This window comes from Streptomyces sp. NBC_00669, assembly GCF_036226785.1.
GTDB lineage: Bacteria > Actinomycetota > Actinomycetes > Streptomycetales > Streptomycetaceae > Actinacidiphila.
Genome location: NZ_CP109018.1, coordinates 3,210,424 through 3,230,970, shown reverse-complemented (window position 1 = coordinate 3,230,970; position 20,547 = coordinate 3,210,424). Strand labels below are relative to the sequence as shown.

Genomic DNA, 20,547 nt, shown 5'->3' with positions numbered 1-20,547 from the left:
CAAGTCTTCATCTTCTGGACGCTGTTGAGGTCCGGTACGGCCGGGCGGCGGGACTGGACGGCAGGTGTCTACAGCTTGTGAACGCACAGGTCGGGGCGGGGTGGCGGGTCAACCGCGGTGCGCGGGCGCTGACTCGGCGGTACGGCCTGAACGCATCCGGTCAGGAAGGTTTGCTTACAGAAGCCTTGACGCGGTCTCGCGTTCCGTCGCAGACTCCGGTTCTGCTCGGCCGAGATGAAACACCCCCCCACCACCGGCCCACACGGAGCCACGCATGCGTCCCAGACACGGCATCGCGTCCCTTGCCACGATGGCCCTCGCCTCCGCAGCCGCCTTCCTCGGCGCTGCGGGCCAGGCCCACGCCGACACCGGCCTGCCCGCCCACTTCGCCGCCCCCTACCTCCAGATCGACGGCAACACGGCCAACGACATGGCGTCGGACATGAACGCCACCGGGCTGAAGTACTACACGCTCGCCTTCCTCACCCCGAAGTCCGGCTGTACCGCGGAGTGGGAGGCCAGCGGCGACTCGGTCGGCGCGTACACCTCGCAGATCAACGCGCTCAAGTCGGCCGGCGGCACCGCGATCATCTCCTTCGGCGGGGCCGAGGGCGGGGAACTCGCCCAGACCTGCACGTCGGTCTCCTCGCTCACCGCCGCCTACGCCAACGTCGTCAACACCTACGGGATCACCCGGCTCGACTTCGACATCGAGGGCGGCACGCTCGGCGACACCGCGTCCAACCAGCGCCGCAACCAGGCGCTCGCCGCGCTCCAGGCGCAGAACCCGGCGGTGCAGGTGGCCTACACCCTCGCCGTCGCCCCGAACGGCCTGCCCTCCCAGGAGTACGGCGTCCTCACCGACGCCAAGAGCAAGGGCGTCAACGTCAGCGCGGTCAACATCATGACGATGGACTTCGGGGACGGCGAGAACGCGCTCAACGACGCCGAGTCCGGTGCCCGCGCCACCGCGGGACAGCTCGCCGGCCTCTACGGCATCTCCACCTCGGCGGCCTACGGCCGGCTCGGGCTGACCCCGATCGCGGGCCAGAACGACGACAACGAGTACTTCTCGCAGTCCGACGCGCAGACGCTGGAGAGCTTCGCCGCGTCCAACGGCGTGCAGGAACTGTCGTTCTGGGAGGTCGACTACTACGACAAGGGCGTCGGCTACGCCTACTCCCGGATCTTCAACCAGCTGACCGGCGGCGGGGGCGGCACCCCGCCGGGCGGCGGCACGACCGGCCGGATCACCGGATACGGCGGCAAGTGCGTGGACGTGGCGTCCGCCTCCAGCGCCAACGGCACGGCGGTGCAGCTCTACGACTGCAACGGCACCAACGCGCAGCAGTGGACGGTGGGTTCGGACGGCACCCTGACCGCGCTGGGCAAGTGCATGGACGTGGCCGCGGCCGGCACCGCCGACGGCAGCCAGGTGCAGCTGTACGACTGCAACGGCACCGGCGCGCAGGTCTGGCAGCACCAGTCCAACGGCGAGCTGCTGAACCCCGCGTCCGGCAAGTGCCTGGACGCGACCGGCCCCAGCTCGGCCAACGGCACCCGGCTGCAGATCTGGACCTGCGCCGACAGTGCCAACCAGCAGTGGACCCTGCCGAGTTGAGCTGACGCCAAGCCGCGGCCCCGGCTCCGGGGCCGCGGTCGGGGCCGGCCCGGCCGGGGAGCGTCCACCCGCCCCTCGGCCCGGGCCGGCCCGCAGTCGTGCCCGGATCACCACCGGCCCTGACCAGCGGCTTTCACGCGTGGTCGACCCGCTGTCACGGCGCCGGCATCGGAGTGCCGGAATCCGGTCGCCGGGTGTTCCGCAAGTGTTCAACTCGACGTCCGTGGCGGCGCTGTGTGCGGTCCCTAGGGTCCCTTGAGGCTCAGGAGGAAGGGACTCATGGACACACCCCTCGCGGTCCGGGCACGTGGGATCACCAAGTGCTTCGGCGATGTCGTCGCACTCGACGGGATCGATCTGGATGTGGCGCAGGGTCAGATCCACGGCCTGGTCGGGCCGAACGGCGCGGGCAAGACCACCCTGCTCGGCCTGCTGCTGGGCCTGGCCGTCGCCGACGGCGGGCGCCTGGAGATCCTCGGCGCACCGGTCGGGCGGGCGCTCGCCGCGCCCGACGGCGTCGCCGGCTTCGTCGACGGACCCGGCCTGTACCCCTCCCTCACCGCCCGGCAGAACCTCGCCGCGCTGGTCGCGCTGCGCGGTCACGACCCGCGGACCGGCGCGATCAGCGACGTACTGGACCAGGTCGGGCTCACCGACGTCGCCGACGACCGGGTCCGCGGCTACTCCCTGGGCATGCGCCAGCGGCTCGGGCTCGCCGCCGCCCTGCTCACCAGGCCCCGGCTGCTCGTGCTCGACGAACCCTCCAACGGCCTCGACCCGGCCGGGAAGAGACACGTCCACGGGGTGCTCACCCGGCTCGCGGCGGACGGCACCGCCGTGGTGGTCTCCAGCCACCGCATGGACGACCTGGAGGCGCTCTGCTCCGAGGCCACCATCCTCGCCACCGGGCGGGTGGTCTTCTCCGGCCCGCTGAGCAAGCTCGCCGCCGAGAACCGCGAACTCGACTACCGGCTGCTCAGCTCCGACCTGCCGGCCGCCCGCCGGCTGGCCGCCGACACCGCCGGGATCACCGTCGTGGACGACGCCCGCGCCTGGCGCGGCGCCGAAGCGCTCGTCGTCCGGGCCCTGGTGCCCGCGCTCGACGAACTGGTGGCCGGGCTGGTCCGGTCCGGCGTCGCGGTGCGCGAGCTCGCCCCCGTCTCGTCGCCGCTCGAAGCCGCGTTCCTCGCCCTCACCGAAGAAGAAGAGGAGGCCGGCCGATGACCGCGCCGCCGACGACCGTGGACACGGCCGCGACCGCCGCCGACGACGGCGGAACCGCCGTCGGGGTGCGCCCCGTCTCGGTGGCGCGTGCCTACCGCTTCGAACTGGTCAAGCTGGTCTCCCAGTGGCGCGTCCGGCTGCTGGTCCTCGTCTGCTGGATCGCGCCGGCCCTCTTCGTCGCCGCGGTGAGTGAGCAGAGCACGCTCCCCTCCGACACGCTCTTCGGCCGCTGGATGCACGCCACCGGGTGGGCCGGGCCGCTGGTGGTGCTCGGGTTCGCCGGCAGTTGGGCGCTCCCGCTGCTGACCTCGCTGGTCGCCGGCGACGTCTTCGCCGCCGAGGACCGGCTCGGCACCTGGCGCCACCTGCTGGTGGCGGTGAGGTCGCACCGACGGATCTTCGCGGCGAAGGCACTGGCCAGCCTCACCGTCATCCTGCTGCTCGTGGTCGGGTTGACCGCGTCCGGTGTGGTCGGCGGCCTCGCGGCGGTCGGCAACCACCCGCTGGTCGGTCTCGACGGCCACCTGCTGTCGCCGTCGTCCGCCGCCGGGAACGTCCTGCTCGCCTGGACCTGCGCGCTCGCCCCGACGCTGGCGCTCGCCGCGATCGGCCTGCTCGGGTCGGTCGTGCTGGGCCGGTCCCCGATGGGGCTGCTGCTGCCCGCGCTCGTCGCGCTCGCGATGCAACTGGCCCAGCTCCTGCCGCTGCCCGTCGCCGTACGCCTGGCGCTGCCCGGCTACGCGTTCATCGCCTGGAACGGCCTGTTCACCAGCCCGGCGCAGGTCGGGCCGCTGCTGATCGGCATCGCGGTCAGCCTGGTGTGGGCGGTGGCCGCGACGGCGCTGGCCTATCTGCTCTTCCTGCGGCGCGACTTCACCAACCTGACCAACGACGGCTCCGGACGCCGCGCGATCACCGCCGGGCTGCTGCCGCTGGCCGGACTGCTCGCCGTCACGGTCGCGGTCGTCGCCGTCGCGACCCCCTCGACGGGCTCCGGCATCGACCGGAACAAGCTGCAGCGGTCGGTCGCCACGGCCTTCGGTCACCTGTACCGGATGCAGACCGAGCAACTCAACCGCCCCGCCGTCACCGAGGCGCAGTTGCGGGTCACGGCGGCGTGCGACAAGAGCGACGGCCATGTCGCCGCCAAGGGCGCGGGCAACGACTGGCGCTGCGTCGTCACCTGGCACCTCCCCGGCGTCCAGGCCCCGGGCACGGCCGTCTACCAGCTCGACGTCACCTCCGACGGGCGGTTCGTCGCCGACGGCGACGGACCGAAGGAAGTGAACGGCTACTTCCTGGTGCGCTCCCCGACCGGCGACGCGCCGAACCCGCTCTGGCAGTTCGACGGCAACGTCGAACTGCTCCACGCCACCTCGAAGGGATAGCACCTGATGCAGGTAACACGCCGCCGAAGGCGGGCCGAGAAGGCGCATGTCGTCTTTCTCGGCCGGCGCATCGGCCGCCGGACGATCCTGGTCACGGCGGGCCTGACCACGCTCGCGCTGGGCGCCACCGGCACCGCTTTCGCCCAGACGCACCAGTTCGGCACCGAGCAGGTCGGCCAGACCACCGACAAGGGCCAGGTCATCTCCAGCGACCAGTACCTCGCGCCGTACGGCGACCGCCTCGTCATCAACGACGGCAAGATCATGTCGTCCTCGGTCAGCCCGGACGGCACCCACCTCGCGGCCTCGGTCACCGATGGCGACGGCGCGCTGACCATCGTGGACCTGAAGACCTGGAAGGTGCAGCAGCTCGTCGGCAACAACGCGGCGGCGAACCTGCGGATCAGCGGCAACGACGTGGGCCAGGAGGGCCCGTCGTACTCGCCCGACGGTTCGCAGCTGTGGCTGGGCCAGACCGACGGCTACACCCGCTTCACCGTGAACGCCGACGGCACCCTCGCCGACCCGGTGTCCGTCAAGATCCCGGCGGACGGCGCCAAGCACGCCCTGGTCGGGGCGGCGGTGTTCTCGGCCGACGGCTCCACCGTGTACTCCGCGGTCAACGGCCAGAACCGGGTGGTCGCCATCGACGCGGCGACCGGCGCCATCGAGCAGAGCTGGGCGGTCGGCAACGCGCCGCGCGACCTCGTGCAGGTCGGCGGCAAGCTCTACGTCAGCAACGAGGGCGGCCGGCCGGCGAAGAGCGGCGACACCACGCTCAACTCCTACAACACCCAGGTGCCGGCCAGCCCGGTGACCGGCGCCACCACCACCGGCACCGTCAGCGTCATCGACCTGGCGAAGCCTGCCGCCGCCCCCGCGACCATCAACGTCGGCCTGCACCCGACCGCGCTGTACGCGAAGAAGGGCACGGTGTTCGTCACCGACACCGCGAGCAACGACGTGGCGGTCATCGACACCGCCCGCGGCAAGGTCGTCCAGACCATCTCCACCAAGCCCTGGCCGGAGGCGTCGGTCGGCTACGAGCCCGACGCGGTCACGCTCACCGACGACGGCCACCTGCTGGTGACGCTCGGCCGCGCCAACGCGATCGCCGTCTACAAGTACCGCACCGCGCAGGAGCCGGTCAGCTACGTCGGCCTGCTCCCGACGGACTACTTCCCCGCGGAGATCACCACCGTCGGCAAGCAGGTGGTCGTCTCCAACACCCGCGGCATCGACTCCCGCCGCCCCACCACCAGCGCCGGGCACGGCACCCACGACACGACGTCCAGCCTGACGCACTTCACGCTGCCGAACGACCGCGTGATCAGGGCCGAGACCGCCAAGGTCTTCCAGCAGAACGGCTGGACCAGCAGCGACGTCAAGCTCGCCAAGGGCCACAAGGCGAAGGCGGTGCCGGTCCCGGCCCGGCTGGGCGACCCGTCGACGATCAAGCACGTCTTCCTGATCGTCAAGGAGAACCGGACCTACGACCAGGTCCTCGGCGACATGCCGCAGGGCGACGGCGACCCGGCGCTGACGGAGTTCGGCGAGAACGTGACGCCCAACCAGCACGCGCTGGCCACGCAGTTCGGGCTGTACGACAACACCTACGACATCGGCACCAACTCCGCCGAGGGCCACAACTGGCTGATGCAGGCCGACGATCCGGAGTACACCGAGTCCTCCGCCGGTGAGTACACGCGCAGTTACGACACCGAGGACGACGCGCTCGGCCACCAGAAGAGCGGCTTCCTGTGGACCGGCGCGCAGGCCGCCGGGAAGACCGTGCGCGACTTCGGCGAGTTCCAGCAGTTCCTGACCAAGCCGGCCGACGCGAGCTGGCAGAACCTGTACTGCGACGCCAGGAACATGAACGCGACCGGGCAGCCGAGCGGTTACACCCTCGACTCCTCCTCGCCGATCCCGTCGCTGAACAACGTCTCGCTGCCCACCTTCCCGAAGTTCGACACCAGCGTCCCGGACATCTACCGGGAGCAGATCTGGCAGCAGGACTTCGAGAAGAACGGTCCGGCGAACCTGAACATGTTCTGGCTCTCCAGCGACCACACCGGCGGTCCGGCCAGCCCGGCCGCCCAGGTCGCCGACAACGACCTCGCCGTCGGCCGGATGGTCGACACGATCTCGCACAGCAAGTACTGGAAGGACTCGGCGATCTTCGTCGTCGAGGACGACTCCCAGGCCGGCCTTGACCACGTCGACGGCCACCGCGCGCCTATCCAGATCATCAGCCCCTACGCGCAGCACGGCGTGGTGGACGACCACTACTACTCGCAGATCACCATGGTCCGCACCATCGAGCAGATCCTCGGCATCCACCCGATGAACCAGAAGGACAGCGCGGCCAGCCCGATGACGGGCGCGTTCCGGGCCAAGCCGGACGACACCCCGTTCACGGCGCTGCCCAACCGGACCTCGCTGACCGCCGGAGTGACCACCCCGCCGTCCTGCGGCGTGGACACCCCGGCACCGCAGGACCCCAAGGCGGCGGCCGTGCCGTCGGTGAGCGTGCCGGCGGCCGAGAAGACCGTGGCGGCCCAGTGGAACGCCTGGAAGTCGAAGCAGCGGCTGACCGGCCCCAACGCCGTGCCCGACTACGCCCCGCCGGCCCAGATGAACCACTTCACCTGGTACCAGACGCACAACTGGGCGAAGCCGTACCCCGGTGAGAGCAAGATCTACGCACCGGACGCCGTACCCGGCGCCTACATCCCGTCGGCGGACAACGACGACTGACACCGACGACTGACACCGACGACTGACACCGACGACTGACACCGACGACTGAGACCGACAGCGTCGAAGGGCCCCCGGACGGCAGCACGCCGTCCGGGGGCCCTGTCGCGGCCACGGGCGGGGGCGGCGGCGGAACGGGGCGGGGGAGCAGTCAGCGGGGGGTGAGGAGCTGCTCGGTCCAGATGGTCTTGCCCTCGGGGGTGTAGCGGCTGCCCCAGCGGTGGGTGAGCTGGGCGATCAGGAACAGCCCGCGGCCGCCCTCGTCGGTGAGGCGGGCGCGGCGCAGGTGCGGCTGGGTCTGGCTGGGGTCGGAGACCTCGCAGATCAGCCGCTGGTCCTTGATCAGCCGGACGGTGATCGGCGCGCCCGCGTACCGGATGGCGTTGGTGACCAGTTCGCTGACGATCAGCTCGGTGCTGAAGGCCAGTTCGGTCAGGCCCCAGGCGGTGAGCTGGTCGGTGACGCCGGAACGGACCTCGGCCACCGCCTCGGGGTCGGCGGTCACCGTCCACCCGGCGGTCCGGTCGGCGGGCAACTCGCGGGTGCGGGCCAGCAGGAGGGCCTGGTCGTGGTCGGGGGCCGGGTCGGAGAGGCGGCCGAGCAGCTCGCGGCCGGCGTCCGCCATCGAGCGGCCGCTCGCCGCCGCCGACCGCGCGACCTCCGCGACCGCCGCCTGCCGGCGGTGCCCGGCCGGGTCGTCGCGCGGTGCGGCGCCGTCGCTGTGGAAGACCAGGACGTCTCCGGCGGACAGCAGCAACTCGGCCATCTCGAAAGGCCCGTTGCCGGTGCCCAGCGGCGGGCCCGCGGTGACCTCGACCTGCTCGGCGACCAGCGGTTCGGCCGCCGCCGGCGGTTCGGCCCCGGCAGGCGGTTCGGCCCCGGCAGGCGGTTCGGCGGCGTCGGGTCCGGCCGGATCGGGTGCGGCGACCTGGCCGGGCCCGGCGGCCCCTCCCCGTACCAGGACCGGTCCCGGGTGCCCCGCCGACGCGATCAGGCAGCGGCCGGTGAGCGGGTCGTAGGTCGCGTAGACGCAGGAGGCCCCGCGCAGCGCGCCCTCGATACCGGTGTGGACCGGGTCGCGGTCGTCGGTGTTCGCGAAGCGCACGACCAGGTCGTCGAGGTGGCTGAGGAGTTCGTCGGGCGCCGGGTCCAGGTCGGCGAGGGTGCCCACCGCGGCGCGCAGCCGGCCCATCGCGGCGGTCGCGCCGAGCCCGTGCCCGGGCACCCGCCCGACCAGGAACGCGACCCGGGCGGAGGACAGTTCGATGACGTCGAACCAACTCCCGCCGATGCCCTCGGGGGTGCCGCCGGGCACGTACACGCCGGACGTCTCGGCCGCCGTGCTCTCCTCCACCACCCTTGGCAGCAGGCTGCGTTGAAGGGTCTCGGCGGTACGGCGCTCCTTGGTGTAGCGGCGCGCGTTGTCGATGCTCAGCGCGGCCCGCGAGGCGACCTCGTCGGCGAGGCCGGCGTCGTTCTCGTCGAACGGGCGGCGCCGGCCGGTACGCCAGAGCAGCACGGTGCCCAGGACCAGGCCGCGCGCCTGCACCGGCATCAGCAGCAGCGACGTGGCGCCGGGCGGGAGGAACAGCCGGGACCGCTCCTCCTGCGCCGCCAGCAGCGACCGCAACTCGGTGAGGTCGGGCAGGAAGCCCGCGGCGCCGCGCCGCACCTGCTCGCTCGCGACGTCGCCGACGGTCAGGGTGGCGCCGCGCGGGTACAGCTCCTGCGGCCACTCGCCGACCGACGCCACGGCCACCCTGCTCAACGGGGTCGCGCCGGTGAACGGGGCGGGCTCCTCGCCCTGGAGCACCGAGAGCGTCAGGTCGACCGCGGCCAGATCCGCGAAGGCGGGCACGAGGACGGCCGCCAGGTCCTCCGCGTTGCGGGTGATGTCCAGTGACCCGCCGATCGCCGCCGCGGACGCGTACCGCAGGTCGGCCCGCTCCGACGCGCTGACGCCCGCGGTGGCCAGCCGCGGGCGTCTCAGCGGGCCGTCCTCGGCGCGCGGCTCGGTGTCCTCTGCGCTCGGGCCGGGGTCCTGCGCCGCGGCGCCCGGCTCGGCCCGGTCCGGGCCCGGCGGCCCGCCCTGCGCCATCCGCAGCAGGAAGTGCGCGCCGTGCGTGCCGTCCGGCACCAGGACGGACACCCGCAGCCGTACGTGCAGCGTCCCGCCGCCGGGCCGCAGCAGCACCACCCCGCCGGTGTTCTGCCGGCCGCCGAGCGCGCCCGACGCCAGCACGGACCAGGTCCCGGGGTCCTCGAACAGGTCCACGACATCGCGGCCGCGCAGCGCGTCGGGGCTGCATCCGAGCAGCGCCGCCGCCCGCCTGGTGCAGCTCACCACCGTCTTGCGGGCGTCCACCACCAGCGCCGCGTCGCCTCGCGACCGGCGCGCCGGTCCCTCCGGCCCGTCGGCGTCGCCTCGCCGCCCAGGCCCGCTCGAACCCATACGCCCATTGAAACCCGGGCGCCGACCGCCCGCGCGCCGGGCGTGCCACCGCGCCCGGCAGCGCCCGCCGCCCGCCGCGGGCCCGGGAGCGCCGTACGCGAGCCCCGTGACCGCCGTGCGGAGCCTCCGTGCGCCGGCTCCGCCGGGTTTGTCCCGGGAGGCTCACTCATTGCGGTGAAGCCGGGCCGTTCCCGGGCCGGGGCGGCACGGAGGCTCGCACAGTGGAACCGCAGAGTCTCCGGGGGTCCCCGGTGCCCCCGGATTCCGACGGAAGGCGGGACAGGATGCGCACCGAAGCGGTCAACCGAGTCAAGCTGGTCTTCACGCTGTTCGACGCGGACGGCAACGGATACCTCGAACCCGACGATTTCGACCTGATGAACCGGCGCGTGGCCGAAGCGGCGACCGCCTCCGACGACGCCGCCAGGGCCGCGATGGCGTCCGCCTTGCAGCGCTACTGGACCACGCTGGTCACGGAGTTGGACGCCAACCAGGACGGCCGGATCAGCTACGAGGAGTTCCAGGCGTGCGTGCTCGCGCCGGAGCGGTTCGACGACGCGATCGCCGACTTCGCCCACGCCCTGGCCGCGTTGGGCGATCCGGACGGCGACGGCCTGATCGAACGCCCGCTGTTCGTGGCGCTGATGACCGCGATCGGCTTCCGGCTCCCCAACATCCACGCGCTGTTCGACGCGTTCGCGCCCGACGCGGCCGACCGGGTCGCGGTGCCGGTCTGGGTGGAGGCCATCAAGGACTACTACCACCCGCTCAAGGGCGGCATCCCCGCCGACCACCTGGTCGGCGCCCCGGCCGTCTGAGGAGCTGCCCGGGGAGCTTCCTGAGAGCCGTACGAGAGCCGATCGGGGGCGCGGCCGCGGCCCGCCCGCGCGAGGGCCGTGCGGGGGCCGCGCCGGTGGCCGGACGGCGCCCCGCGCGGCCCGCCGGGACCGTGGGGCCGGCGGGTGTCACAGCACCCGCCGGCCCCACGCCGCGAACACCGCCACGGACAGGTCGACGAAGTCAGGCGCGTCCATCTCCCGGTAGGCCGCCTCGAAGTCGGCGTCGCGCGCCAGGCCCGCCGCCACGATCCCCTCGCGCGCCTGCTCCAGGGTCATCTGCCACCACCGTGTCTCGGCCCCGCCGCCGTACACGACCTGTAGCCGCGGGTCGATGCCGACCTCGCCGAGTCCGGCCCGCTGCAAGGGAACCGGCAGGCTCCGGGCCCACGCGGTGTGGGAGCCGAGCGCGCGCTCCAGGTGGTCCCGGAAGGCACGCATCACGGTGCAGTACGCCGCGTGCGGGGAGTCGAGCACCGGGAACGACGCCGGCTCCTCGACCAGCAGCACCCCGCCCGGCTTGAGCCAGCTCGCCAGCCGCGCCACCGCCCGGTCCGGGTCGGGCAGGTGCAGCAGGACGAAGCGGGTGTGCACCACGTCGAACGACTCCGGCGGGAAGTCCTCGGTGTACATGTCGTGCCGCAGCACCCGTACCCCGGACCCGGACAGATCGCCCAGGAAGGCGGTGTCCAGGTCGGTCACGGTCACCCGGGCGCCCTGCCCGGCCGTCCAGCGGGCCACCGACCCCGCGCCGCCGCCGACCTCCAGCACGTCGTCGCCGGGCTTCAGGCCGAGCGCGGTCAGCCGGGACCGGGTGGCCTCGTCGAGCACGGACTCCAGCAGCTGGAGACGGCCGCGCTCGCCGTCGACGGCGTGGCTGAACATCCCGTCCCGGTAGCGCTCCTGGCTCCAGACCGGAGCGCCGGTCCCGGGTCCGGCCCCGGGTCCGACGGCCAGCTCGGCTCCGGGCTCGGATCGAGACTCGGGCTCGGATCGAGGCTCGGGAACGGACTCGCGCTCGGCCTCGGCGAGGGTGCGGGGCTCGGTCCGGTCTCCGGCGTGGCCGTCCTGCAGGTCAGGAGCGGGCGTCGTATCTGCGTCCATGCCCGCAACCGTGGCAGCCGTACCGGGCCGTCCTCGGTGATTTCCCGGTAACCCACCTCAAAAGGTGATTCTCCCCGGCCTGCCCTGGACCGCACTGCGCAAGCTTTCTGCAACACCAGGAAAGTCGTTGCAGAACGTCTTGACGGGGCTGCCGGTCCGGAGCATGGTCTACCTCGCGTTCAACCGTCGTGCCTACCGCGGCGGTTGGCTCCGGGGGCCCACGGGAGGGCCACCGGGCCGCTCGTCCGAGGCGCGTCGGAGCCGGGTGGTCGCGTACGCATGCCGCAGTCCTCCACCATCAGCGGGAGCCATCCATGCTTCGCTCACCAGACCGCGCCGATCCCCCCCACCGCGCGGAGCCGCCCTGCTTCGAGCCGCCCTCCTCGGAGCCGCCCTCCTCGGCGTCGCGCCACGCCGAGCCGCACGGCGGCCGGCCGCGGACTCCGCGGCGCGGGGGCCGACAAGGCGTCCGCCGGGCCCTGTTCGCCGCCGCCGCCCTGGTGGCCGGCGCCGTCGTCCCGCTCGCCGCCGTCCAGGGCACCGCGCACGCGGGCCCCGCCACCACCGCGGCCGCGAGCGGCGGCAACGGCAGCGACGTGACCGCCAACCTCTTCATGTGGAACTGGCCGTCGGTCGCGAACGAGTGCACCACCCAACTCGGCCCCAAGGGCTACGGATCGGTGCTCGTCGCCCCGCCGCAGGACTCGATCCGGCTGTCCGGCGCGCACCCCTGGTGGGAGATCTACCAGCCGGTCGGCTACGACCTGAACAGCCGGATGGGCACCGAGGCGCAGTTCCAGTCGATGGTCACCGCCTGCCACGACGCGGGCGTCAAGGTCTACGCCGACGCGGTGATCAACCACATGTCCGGCAACGACCAGGCCAGCACCGACTCCTACGGCGGCGACAGCTTCAACGTCGGCTCGAAGTCCTACGGCCAGGTCCCCTACGCCTCCTCGGACTTCCACACCTCCCCGGCCAACTGCCCCAACGCCGACATGGCCATCGACGACTGGAACAACCAGACCCAGGTCCAGGAGTGCGACCTGTCCAACCTCGCCGACCTCTACACCGAGACCGACGACGTGCGCGGCAAGATCGCCGGATACCTCAACAAGCTGATCGGCTACGGGGTCGACGGCTTCCGGGTCGACTCCGCCAAGCACATCAACCAGTCCGACATGGCGAACATCGAGTCCCGGCTCTCCGACACCGAGTGGGGCGCGCGGCCGTACGTCCTGCAGGAGGTCGCGCTCGGCAGCGGCGGCAACCTCGCGCCCGCCGCGTTCGAGTCCAACGGCAGCGTGATCGGCTTCGACTACGCCAACGCGATGAAGGCGCAGTTCCAGGGGAACATCGCCAACCTCAAGACATTCGGCCAGAGTTGGGGCCTGGAGCCGGCCGACAAGGACGGCGCGATGGTCACCAACCACGACACCGAGCGCAACGGCAGCACCCTGAACTACAAGAACGGCTCGCAGTACACGCTGGCCACCGAGTTCATGCTCGCCTGGGGATACGGCGCCCCGACGGTGTACTCCGGCTTCGCCTTCAACAGCTCCGACGACTCCCCGCCGGCCGACGGCAACGGCTACGTCACCAACACCGACTGCTCCTCCAGCGCGTGGGTGTGCACCGACCGGGTGCAGGGCATCGCGAACATGGTCGGCTGGCACAACGCGGCCCAGGGCGGGCAGGTCGCCAACTGGTGGGACAACGGCAACAACGCGATCGCGTTCAGCCGCGGTGACCAGGCGTGGATCAGCCTGAACAACAGCGACTCCGCGGTGACCGCCACCCTCACCACCGGCCTGGCCGCGGGCACGTACTGCGACGTCATCCACGGCGACCTCACCTCCTCCGGCGGTTGCAGCGGCTCCACCGTCACCGTCGGCTCGGACGGCACCGCCTCGGTGACCGTGCCCGCGCACGACTCCGTCGCGCTGTACCGGGCCGGCACCTCGACGACCACCCCGCCCACCACGCCGCCGACGACGCCCCCGACCACCCCGCCGGCCGGCACCGTCACCGAGACCTTCCACGAGTCCGAGGCCGCGCCCGCCGGCCAGCAGGTCTACCTGGTCGGCTCCGTCTCGGCGCTGGCCGGCTGGGACACCACCCAGGCGATCCCGCTGGACTCCACCGACGGCACCGACTGGACCGGCGCGGTGAACCTCCCGGCGAACACGTCCTTCGAGTACAAGTACATCCTCAAGGACGCGTCCGGGAACGTGACATGGGAGCCGGGCAACAACCACACCGCCGACACCGGCAGCGCCGGCGGCACCCTGGACGACACCTGGGGCGTCCAGTCCTCCGGCGGCGCGAACCAGGTCGCCGTCGCCTTCCACGAGGCGGAGTCCGCGCCCGCCGGCCAGAAGGTCTACGTGACCGGCTCGATCCCGGTGCTCGGCGACTGGGCCCCCGCCCAGGCGATCGCGCTCAGCTCCACCGACCAGGCGCACTGGTCCGGCACCGCGAACCTGCCGCCGAACACGTCCTTCGAGTACAAGTACATCCTCAAGGACGCCTCCGGGAACGTGACATGGGAGTCGGGCGCCAACCGCACCGCCGGCACCGGCGGTTCGGGCACGCTCACGCTCAACGACACCTGGAAGTAAGGCGCCTGGAAGTCCGCCAGCAAGGCAGTCGCCCCGCGACGGGCCCGGACCGGCGCGTGTCCGGGCCCCGTCGCGCGGGCCTCGCCGAAGGCACCCCACGCCGACGGCACCTCGCCCTCCCTCGCAGATCCCCCCCACCCGGAAGGCAGTCATGCATATGCCGCTCCGCCCGTCCGACGCGCCCCCACCCCGCCGACGCCTGCTCACCGTCGCCGCCGCCTGCGCGGGCCTGCTCGCCGCCGCGGTCGCCTGGACCTCCCCGCCGGCCGGCGCCGCGACCGCCCCCGGCGGCCCCGGCTCCGCCTCCAGCTGGAACGAGCCGCTGGGCACCCAGGGCTACGCCACCGCGATCGGCCCGGACTCCAAGGTCTGGTACCTGCTCGCCAACGGCGCGCTGCAGAACGTGTACTACCCGCAGACCGACAACCCGGACACCTACGGCCTCCAGTTCTACGTCAGCGACGGCTCGACCTTCACCGACGACGAGATCGGCTCCACCACCCACCAGGTCGCCCTCGCCGACCCGAGGTCGCCGACCTTCACCCAGACCAACACCGCCACCTCCGGCGCGTACACGATCACCAAGACCTACGTCGCCGACCCGGCCCGCTCGGTGATCCTGGTGCACACCACCTTCACCAACAACTCCGCCACCCCGCTGGCGCTCTACGCGGACTACCTGCCCCAACTGGACAACCAGGGCAACGGCAACAGCGGCGGCACCGACGCCGCCAGCGGCGACCTCACCGCGTCCAACGGACCGGTGGCCAGCGCACTCGCCGCCTCCGTGCCCTTCACCACCGCCTCCACCGGCTACGTCGGCACCGCGAGCAGCGGCAGCACCCAGCTCACCGGCGGCCACGAACTGTCCACCCCCTACAGCGCGGTGCCCAGCCCCGGCCACATCGAGCAGACCGCGGGCATCCCGGTCGCCGCCTCCGGTTCGACCACCTTCACCATGGCGCTGGCCTTCGGCGCGACCACCGCCGCGGCCGTCTCGGACGCCTCCGCGTCGCTGGCAGCCGGCTTCGCCGCCACCGAGGGCGCCTTCCAGTCCGGCTGGCACGACTGGTGGGCCGGCCTCGACTCGCCGCCGGCGTCGGTCGCTTCGAGCCCCGACCTGCTCACGCAGTACGAGATCTCGCTGATGGAGCTGAAGGCCGACGAGGACAAGACGTACACCGGTGCCTTCGTCGCCTCGCCGTCCACCCCGTGGGGAGCGTCGGTCGGCGCCGACGGCGGCGGGCAGCACGGCTACCACCTGGTGTGGACCCGCGACGAGTACCAGATGGCCTCCGCGCTGCTGGCCGTCGGCGACAAGCAGGACGCGAGCGACGCGCTGACGTACATCCTCGACTACGAGATGTCCGCGAACGGGCAGGTCAAGCAGAACACCTGGCTGAACGGCAACCCGATGTGGGGCGGCAACCAGCAGGACGAGCAGGCCGATCCGATCATCCTCGCCTACCAGTTGGGCCGCACCGGCGCCGCGGACTTCGCCAAGGTGAAGCTGCTGGCCGCCTTCATCGCCGCCCACGGCCCCACCACCGGGCAGGAGCGCTGGGAGGAGAACGGCGGCTACTCCCCGGCCACCATCGCCGCCGAGATCGCCGGCCTGGTCTGCGCCGCGCAGCTCGCCACCGCCAACGGCGACACCGCGGACGCCACTTCGTGGCTGGCCACCGCCAAGGACTGGGCGTCGAAGGTGGACAGCTGGACCTACACCACCAACGGCTCGTACGGGAACGGCAGTTACTTCCTGCGGATCACCCCTGACGGTCAGCCGGACTCCGGCGCCACCATCGGCCTGGCCAACGGCGGCGGCAACCACGACGACCGGACCGTGGTCGACCAGAGCTTCCTCGACCTGGTCCGGCTCGGGGTGCTGGCCCCGAAGTCCACCGAGGTGACGAACACCCTCGCCGTCGACGACGCGCAGATCGCCGTGCAGACCCCCGAGGGCGCCATCGACCACCGCTACGGCTTCGACGGCTACGGCGAGACCGGCTCGGGCGCGGACTACACCGGCGCCGGCACCGGGCAGCCCTGGCCGGTGCTCACCGGCGAGCGCGGCGAGTACGAGGTGGCCGCCGGCGACCTCACCGGCGCGCAGTCCGCGCTCGGGACCATGGCCGGCGCCGCCGCCGACCACCAGATCTCCGAGCAGGTCTGGGGCGGCAGCACCGGCGCCAACGGCTTCACCTTCGGCAAGCCGGACAACTCCGCCACCCCGCTGATGTGGGCGATGGCCCAGTACGTGCGGCTGGCCGTCGACATCTCCGCCGGCCAGGACGTGGACACGCCCACCGCCGTCTGCCAGACCTTCGACGCGTGCGCGGCGCCGCCCACCGAGGCCCCGGCCGCGCCCACCGGCCTCGCGGCCACCGCGGTCCGCACCACCGGCGTCACCCTGTCCTGGACCGGCGACGCGCGCGCGGCCGGCTACCAGGTCTACCGGGCCACCGGCAGCGGCACCGCGGCCCTGGTCGCCACCACCGCCGACACCACCTACGCCGACAGCGGCCTGGACGCCGCCACCGGCTACACCTACTACGTCACCGCCTCCAACAACGTCGGCACCTCGCCCGCCTCGGCGAGCATCCACGTCACCACCAAGACGCCCGGACCGCCGCCCCAGGCCCCGACCGGCCTGAAGGCCACCGCCACCAGCACCACCGCCGCGCTGACCTGGCAGGCCGCCACCGACACCTCGGGCGGCACCGTGGCCGGCTACCGCGTCTACCGCGCCACCGGCAGCGGCACCACCGCCCTGGCCGGCACCACCACCGGCACGACCTACACCGACACCGGCCTCACGCCCACCACCGCGTACACCTACACCGTCACCGCCTACGACACCGACGGCAACGAGTCCGACGCCTCCGCCGCCGTCACCGCCACCACCACCGCGAACAACGTCGAGGTGATCGACCTGACGGTGCCCGCCGCCACCGACCCCAGCGGCAAGACCGTCTACCTCGCCGGCACCCTGTCCGCGCTCGGCGGGGGCGCCGCCGACTGGGCACCGGACGGGATCGCCTTCACCCGCGTCGACGCCACCCACTGGACCGCCACCGTCAAGGCCGCCGGGCCCACCACGATCCAGTACAAGTACACGCTCGGCGGTGCCTGGGCGAACAACGAGGAGACCGCCGGCTGCGCCTACGTCGGCAACCGCACCCTCGTGATCGACGGCGGCACGCAGCACGACACCGTCGCGAACTGGGAGGGGTACGGCGGCTGCTGAACCGGCCCGCCGCACGGTCCCGCGGGAGTCACCCGGATGGGCGAACCGCGGGGCCGATGCGGTTGCGGACCGGCCGGGGCCAACCTTGACTGGCGCTGATACCTGCTGGGCGGCGAGAGGGGTACGGGATGCTTTCGGTGCGCGGGCTGTTCACCTCGATCGTGGACGACGACGACGCCTACCGGCTCTTCTGCTCCATCGCGGCCAGCGGCGAGGCCCAGGGCGGCTGGGAGAACGGCCGGATCGCCGCGCTGGTGCCCCCCTCGCAGCGGGAGCTGGCCCCGAAGATCGCCCGGCACGGCGCCGACGAGGACAAGCACGGCCGGATCTTCAACGCGCTGCTGCGCAAGCGCGGGCTGGAGCCGGTGCCGGTGCCGGCCGACACCGACTACACGATGCTGCTGGAGCGGGCCGGTATCGGGCTGGCCCACACCCGGCTGCGCGCGGACCAGCCGCTGACCGAGCAGGACATCGTCACGTATCTGGCGCACAGCCGGGTCACCGAGCAGCGCGCGTCCGAGCAGATGGCGCTGCTGCTCAGGTACTTCGCGGAGCACCCGGAGGTCGGCCGCGCGGTCCGGGCGATCTCGCACGACGAGGACAACCACCTCGCCTACTGCCACGAGGAGTTGCTGCGGTTGGCTGCCGCCGGGCACGGCCGGGTCATCCACCGCGTGCTGCGCGAGTGCGCGCACGCGGAGATCCGGGTGCACCGCGACGTGAGCCTCGCGGTGATGGCCCGGATGGGCCGCATCCTGCGCTGGCCGGCGCCCACCGCCGCGCTGATCCGCTTCGGCATCCACCTCACCTACCTCTACGAGCGCGTGCACGGTTGGCGCCGCATGACGACGCTCACGATGCCCCTGCGCCGCGACGCCCTCGGCAGCGCCCCCGTCCCCGCGCGAGCCTGACCCACCCGGGCGAGGCTCCGGGGGAGGAACGGCGCGAGTAACCCCGCACCGGCAGGTGGTCCCTGAACCGACAGAACACACCACCCCGGCGGGTCAGGGCACCGTACGGATCGTGGCGGAGGCGACGTGTTCGTTGTCGTCGGAGAAGACGATCTCCGCGTCGAGGGTGCGTCCCGCCAGCACCTGGGGAACCCAATGGCGGGCGTCGTCCCACATGGAGTCGAGCGGCAGCGCGTCCACCGGCACCCAGAGCGGCGCGATCTCGCGGGTCTCGGCGGCCTCCCCGAGCACGCGGGACGTGGTGAACGCGGTGACCCACATGTCCCAGGCCGGCCGGGCCGGAAACCGCCAGTCGACGACGGCCGCGGAGCGCAGGTCGGCCGCGTCGACCACCAGCCCCGACTCCTCGGCCACCTCGCGCACCGCTGCCTCGGCCGCGCTCTCGCCCGGCTCCACGTGCCCGCCGAGACCGACCACCTTCCCCGCGCCGAGCCCCGTCTTCTTGCGCCCGAGCAACACCTCCGTACGGCCGTCGGCGCCGTCGCGCAGGCAGAAACACAGGCAGGTGTGAGTACGTTGGTCCATCCGTCGGATCATGGCGCACCTTCCCCTGACGCCACAACGCGCCCCCCTGCCGCCCGCCGGCACGCGGTGACGTACGCGCGCAGATCGGCCGGCGGGAGGCCCGCGCCCGAGCCACCGCGTTCGACCCGCACGCCCCTGACCCGCAAGGCTCCGCCTGCCGTTCGGCGGCCCGCCGTGCTCCTCTAGGCTCCTGCCATGACCAGCGAGATCGAGGACGTACGTGTCGGGCCGCCGAACTTCGGGACGGAGCGCGAGATGCTGCGGGCGTTTCTCGACTACCACCGGGCCACGCTGGCGATGAAGTGCGCGGGGCTCGGCGACGAGGAGCTGCGGCAGCGCTCGATGCCGCCGTCCACGCTGTCGCTGCTGGGCCTGGTGCGCCACATGGCGGAGGTCGAACGGGCCTGGTTCCGGCGGGTGTTCGAGGACCACGACGCCCCCATGGTGTGGTCGCGGGAGATCGACTTCCAGGCGGCGTACGACGCGAGCGGTTCGACCCGGGCCGAGGCGTTCGGCGCGTGGGAGGCGGAGGTCGCGGCCTCCCGGCGGATCGAGGCGGCGGCCGCGTCGCTGGACGTGGCCGGATACCAGCCCAGGTGGGAGGAAGAGGTGAGCCTGCGGATGGTGATGGTGCACGTGTTGCTGGAGTACGGACGGCACAACGGCCACGCGGACTTCCTGCGCGAAGGAGTCGACGGGACGGTGGGGGCGTAGCGGTAAGGGGATCGTAAACTCCCCTGGTGGACATATCTCCGCCGCCGTCCCCTGAGGACCAGCCGCCGCCGCCCGGGGGATACCCGGCCGGCCCCCCGCCGCCGCCCCCCGCCCCCGATCCGCCCTACGGCGGCTCCTCCTCGCCGTACGGGTCCGGCCCGCCGTACGGCTATCCGCAGACGCCGTACGCGCAGCCCTCGCCGTACGGCGGCGACGGCCAGTCGCCCTACGGCGCCGGCCCGGGGCCCTACCAGCAGCCGAACCCGAATCCGTACGCGGCTCCGGGCGGGCCGGGGATTCCCGGGCAGTACACCGCGTATCCGGGGCCCGGCGCGGGCTGGTACGCGGCGAACCGCACCACCAACGGGCTGTCGATCGCCTCGCTGGTGACGTCCTTCACCTGCGTTCCGCTGCTCGGCCTGGGTCTTGGCATCGGCGGGTTGAAGCAGAGCAAGCGGCAGGGGCAGCGCGGGCGCGGCCTGGCCATCGCGGGCATCACGATCAACTCGATCACCACCCTGCTGACCGCGCTGCTGATCACGCTCGGCGCGCTCGGCGTGCTGGACGACGACGGCAACACCAAGGTCCAGGACATCAAGGCCGGCCAGTGCTTCAACACGGTCGGGCACTCGCTCAAGGAGTTCGAGGGGGGCGCGAAGGTGTCCCGGACGGTGAACGTGGTCGACTGCGCCAAGGCGCACGACGCCGAGGCGTTCTACACCTACACCCTCGACCCGAGCACGAGCGGTTCCTATCCGGGCGTCGACGCGATCACCAGCCAGGCCCAGGCGACCTGCGGCAAGCAGATGAGCGAGTACCTGGACGGCGGGTCGCTCCAGGACGGCATGCGGCTGTTCTTCTTCGGCCCGCAGAAGTCGCTGTGGGCCACCGGCGACCGCTCGGTGACCTGCTTCTTCGGCGACGCCGACGCCAAGGTGACCGGTTCGGTGCGGGGCGGGTCGGACGGCAAGGGGTCTGACGGCTCCTCCGACGGCGGGTCCTCCGACGGCGGCTCGTCCGACGGCGGCGACTCGGGGGTGGGCGTCTGATCCGTCCCTGATCCGCCGGCCGCGTGAAGGGCGGC

At 72.6% G+C, this 20,547-nt stretch carries 13 protein-coding genes; 10 read left to right on the top strand and 3 right to left on the bottom strand.

Going from position 1 to position 20,547, the window contains the following annotated elements:
* The first annotated feature begins 274 nt into the window (after window positions 1–274).
* The 4 genes from OG896_RS13030 to OG896_RS13015 all read left to right on the top strand — a co-directional run bounded on the left by OG896_RS13030 (window position 275) and on the right by OG896_RS13015 (window position 6,993).
* Window positions 275–1,621 (top strand): ricin-type beta-trefoil lectin domain protein, encoded by a 1,347-nt coding sequence (locus OG896_RS13030; protein WP_329365203.1) that lies wholly within the window; start codon window positions 275–277, stop codon window positions 1,619–1,621.
* Between the two features lie 279 nt (window positions 1,622–1,900).
* Window positions 1,901–2,845 carry an ABC transporter ATP-binding protein gene (locus OG896_RS13025; RefSeq protein WP_329365201.1) on the top strand — a complete coding sequence of 315 codons (945 nt, stop codon included), beginning with the start codon at window positions 1,901–1,903 and terminating at the stop codon, window positions 2,843–2,845.
* Window positions 2,842–4,233: an ABC transporter permease gene (locus tag OG896_RS13020; protein WP_329365199.1), complete on the top strand. Its 1,392-nt coding sequence runs from the start codon at window positions 2,842–2,844 to the stop codon at window positions 4,231–4,233. The genes OG896_RS13025 and OG896_RS13020 overlap by 4 nt, the downstream gene beginning before the upstream one ends.
* Before the next feature lie 6 nt (window positions 4,234–4,239).
* The gene (locus OG896_RS13015) at window positions 4,240–6,993 is read left to right on the top strand and encodes a phosphoesterase (RefSeq protein ID WP_329365197.1); all 2,754 of its coding nucleotides are present in this window, start codon (window positions 4,240–4,242) and stop codon (window positions 6,991–6,993) included.
* 151 nt (window positions 6,994–7,144) lie between these two features.
* Here the strand turns inward: OG896_RS13015 and OG896_RS13010 are convergent, their stop codons facing one another.
* Window positions 7,145–9,445 (bottom strand): ATP-binding SpoIIE family protein phosphatase, encoded by a 2,301-nt coding sequence (locus OG896_RS13010; RefSeq protein ID WP_329365195.1) that lies wholly within the window; start codon window positions 9,443–9,445, stop codon window positions 7,145–7,147.
* A gap of 284 nt (window positions 9,446–9,729) precedes the next feature.
* Between OG896_RS13010 and OG896_RS13005 the strand changes: the two genes are divergently transcribed.
* Window positions 9,730–10,263, top strand: a complete 534-nt coding sequence (locus OG896_RS13005) for an EF-hand domain-containing protein (RefSeq protein ID WP_329365193.1) — start codon at window positions 9,730–9,732, stop codon at window positions 10,261–10,263.
* Window positions 10,264–10,410: 147 nt separating this feature from the next.
* Here the strand turns inward: OG896_RS13005 and OG896_RS13000 are convergent, their stop codons facing one another.
* Complete coding sequence (locus tag OG896_RS13000; RefSeq protein ID WP_329365191.1) at window positions 10,411–11,385, bottom strand: methyltransferase domain-containing protein; 975 nt, start codon at window positions 11,383–11,385, stop codon at window positions 10,411–10,413.
* Between the two features lie 314 nt (window positions 11,386–11,699).
* On the opposite strand from OG896_RS13000, the gene OG896_RS12995 reads away from it, so the two are divergent.
* The 3 genes from OG896_RS12995 to OG896_RS12985 all read left to right on the top strand — a co-directional run bounded on the left by OG896_RS12995 (window position 11,700) and on the right by OG896_RS12985 (window position 18,164).
* Window positions 11,700–14,006 carry a carbohydrate-binding module family 20 domain-containing protein gene (locus OG896_RS12995; protein ID WP_329365190.1) on the top strand — a complete coding sequence of 769 codons (2,307 nt, stop codon included), beginning with the start codon at window positions 11,700–11,702 and terminating at the stop codon, window positions 14,004–14,006.
* 151 nt (window positions 14,007–14,157) lie between these two features.
* Window positions 14,158–17,253: a glycoside hydrolase family 15 protein gene (locus OG896_RS12990; RefSeq protein WP_329365188.1), complete on the top strand. Its 3,096-nt coding sequence runs from the start codon at window positions 14,158–14,160 to the stop codon at window positions 17,251–17,253.
* A gap of 128 nt (window positions 17,254–17,381) precedes the next feature.
* Window positions 17,382–18,164, top strand: a complete 783-nt coding sequence (locus OG896_RS12985; RefSeq protein WP_328468798.1) for a ferritin-like domain-containing protein — start codon at window positions 17,382–17,384, stop codon at window positions 18,162–18,164.
* A 93-nt stretch (window positions 18,165–18,257) separates the two neighbouring features.
* Here OG896_RS12985 and OG896_RS12980 read toward each other — a convergent pair whose 3' ends face one another.
* Window positions 18,258–18,749: an 8-oxo-dGTP diphosphatase gene (locus tag OG896_RS12980; protein WP_328468800.1), complete on the bottom strand. Its 492-nt coding sequence runs from the start codon at window positions 18,747–18,749 to the stop codon at window positions 18,258–18,260.
* 195 nt (window positions 18,750–18,944) lie between these two features.
* On the opposite strand from OG896_RS12980, the gene OG896_RS12975 reads away from it, so the two are divergent.
* On the top strand, window positions 18,945–19,463 hold the full coding sequence (locus OG896_RS12975; protein ID WP_329365186.1) for a DinB family protein: 519 nt from the start codon (window positions 18,945–18,947) through the stop codon (window positions 19,461–19,463).
* A gap of 26 nt (window positions 19,464–19,489) precedes the next feature.
* Complete coding sequence (locus tag OG896_RS12970) at window positions 19,490–20,512, top strand: DUF4190 domain-containing protein (RefSeq protein WP_329365184.1); 1,023 nt, start codon at window positions 19,490–19,492, stop codon at window positions 20,510–20,512.
* Window positions 20,513–20,547: the final 35 nt, after the last annotated feature.